Source organism: Pseudomonas sp. LM13 (assembly GCF_041381355.1).
GTDB classification, from domain to species: Bacteria; Pseudomonadota; Gammaproteobacteria; order Pseudomonadales; family Pseudomonadaceae; genus Stutzerimonas; species Stutzerimonas frequens.
Genome location: NZ_JACBXH010000092.1, coordinates 1 through 2,550 on the forward strand (window position 1 = coordinate 1; position 2,550 = coordinate 2,550).

Genomic DNA, 2,550 nt, shown 5'->3' on the forward strand with positions numbered 1-2,550 from the left:
GGCCGGGAGGCACTGTCCTGGAGGGGCTCAGGAACAGCTCGGAATGAACCGACGCCAGGTCGATGCCCAGCTTGCCCAGTTCGTTGCGGACCGCGTCCATCATCACCGACGGACCGCACAAGTGGATGCGGCGCGAACGGATCTGCGGAATCTGCCCCAGCAGTTCGGCGGTGATGAACCCACGCGGGCCGGTCCATGCCGCCGATGACTCGTCGCTCAGCACGATGGACACATGCAGGTTCGGATGCCGGCGGGCGAGTTGGTTCAGCTCGTCGCGGAAGATCACACTTTCCAGGTCCTTGCAGGCGTAGACCAGGTCGATCCGGCCGCTCCAGCTCTGGTCGGTCAGGTAGCGGATGGAACTCATCAGCGGCGTGATGCCGACGCCGCCGCCCAGGAACACGACACTGTCGGACTCGACGCCGCGGAAGGTGAAGCGGCCGTAGGGGCCGGACGCATCGAGGAGATCGCCTTCCTTCACCTGCTCGTGCAGGTAACCCGAGACGATGCCGCCGCTTTCGTGCTTGACCGTCAGGTCGCACCAGCCGTGGCAGCATGGCGATGAAGCGATCGAATACGAGCGCTTGACCTGGTTCCCGCCTGAATGCACCGAAAGCGTGAGGAACTGGCCGGGCTCGAACTCGAACGGCAGCGCACCCACGCCCTCCACTGGCGCCAGCCGAAACGTCTTGACCTTGGGCGTCTCCTGGAAGACGCGTGCGACCCGCAGCTTGCCCACCCAGCCGCCCATGGTGGACACGGGTGCGCGTGCCTGCGGCTCGCCCTCGGCCGGCACGCCCGGAGACACGGGCGCCGCGGGGGCCGGCGCCACACCGGAACGAGGCGCAGCGGCGGGGGCCGGAGGCACCGGTGCCCCGGTGCGCAACGTGGCGAGGACCGCATTCGTGCGTCGGGTTCGCGCCACGTACATCCAGGCGGCCAGCAGCGCAAAGGCCAGCAGCAACGCCATCGTGAAGTAGTGGAAGCCCGACAGGCCGAAGACGCCGTGCGCCGGGGCCGTGGTCAGGGGATCGGTCAGGTTCATCTCGCGCCGGAACCACGCCAGCGCGATCCCCCGCGGCGCCTGTCCTTCGGCCAGTGCGCGGTAGGCCGACAAGCCGCTGTCGAATTCGCCCCAGGCCACGCGCATGCGGTCGGATGCTTCCTGCAGGCCGCCGTAGTCGTTGCGCTGGACCGCGTGCGACGCCTCCGACGACAGGGACGCCAATAGCTGGATCCCTTCGTGCATCCGGTGGTGGGCGAGCTGCTCAACGCTCGCGCGCCGCTCCGGCGGTAGATCCGGCAGCGCCATCAGCTGCGGATACAGCAGCTTGTTGAGGCGCCGATCCCGACCGCACTCGTCTCCGCGGCAGCCGCGCATCATGTCGTCCATCATGCCGCCCATGGAACCGGCCATCGATGCACCACTCGAAGCCGGCATGCTGGCAGTCGCGTCCGGGTGATGCGCGGCGAGATCGTCATCGCCCGCCGATGCGTCAGCCGGCGGTGTGGCGCTCATCGGCATGCCGTTCATCGGGCTGCTGCTTTGCGCCGGCATGCCATCGGCTGGCGCCGGCTGCGGTACCGCCATGCTTCCGGCCTTGTCCGGATGATGCGCGGCGTGATCGTCATCGCCCATCGGCGCGCCAGCCGGCGGCGTGGTGCCCATCGGCATACCAGCCATCGAGCCGCTGTCCCGGGCCGATGACGTGCCGGCAGCGTCCGGCTGCGCAGCCGTCGTGCCGCCGGTCTTGTCTGGCGGATGGGCTGCGTGTGGATCAGCAGCCGACTGAGCGCCGGCCGCTCCATGAGCCAGCAGCATCGCCAGCGTGGCCAGGGCGGCGACTCGCTTCCACCCCACGAAGCCTTCCGTCAGCACCGCGGCGGCCTCCGCTACATATGGCCCATCTTCTTCTTGGCCATGCCCCCGCCCATGCTCGAATCCATCTTCTGCATGGTGGCGTCGACCTTCTGCATCTGCATCTCGCAGTGCTCCATGTCCTCCTTCATCTGCTGCATGTGCTGCATCGTGGCGGGCATGTCCATGTCCTTATGCGCGGAGGCATCGCCAGCCTTCATCGCCATGGCCTGCTGATGCATCTGCATGCTGCCTTCCTGCATCTGTCGGCCCATGGCCTCCATGGCTTGCCCCCGTTCGCGCATCATGGCTGCCATCTCCTCCATGTGCGTGGCCATGGCATCGGGCGTTGCGGGCGCATTCTGAGAAGCAGGGGACTTCGGATCGGTAGGGTGCGCCGCTGGAGCGTGAGGTGCCGCCGGGGTGCTGGCGGGCTGCTGCCCCATGGCGCCTGGCATGGCATCCTTCTTGTGCATGTCATCATCAGCCAGTGCCGCGCCAGCGAGCGCGACACCCAGGATGCAGACCATGACAAGTGACGGCCGACGATAGTGCTGCTTCATGACAACCTCCGATAAGTAGGCGGCGGTTCCCCTCGGGAACCGATGAGCGCAACGCGCTCACGAAGAAACCGACCCGCGTGCGTGGTCGGTTCGTTCGTCCACCGTACGTGCGGCAAGCTGTCGATGGCA

General features: G+C 67.5%; 2 protein-coding genes. Both read right to left on the reverse strand.

Translation table 11 applies throughout. From position 1 onward, the window contains the following. Positions 1-1,879, reverse strand: a 1,879-nt coding sequence (locus HZR81_RS23330) for a ferredoxin reductase (RefSeq protein WP_500129368.1), incomplete at its 3' end; no start/stop codon positions are given. A gap of 14 nt (positions 1,880-1,893) precedes the next feature. Next, on the reverse strand, positions 1,894-2,421 hold the full coding sequence (locus HZR81_RS23335; RefSeq protein ID WP_043290347.1) for a hypothetical protein: 528 nt from the start codon (positions 2,419-2,421) through the stop codon (positions 1,894-1,896). Between the last annotated feature and the right edge of the window lie 129 nt (positions 2,422-2,550).

Coding starts and splice junctions, on each gene's coding strand:
- HZR81_RS23335 (WP_043290347.1), bottom strand. CDS start 2,421: ATGAAGCAGCACTATCGTCGGCCGTCACTTGTCATGGTCTGCATCCTG.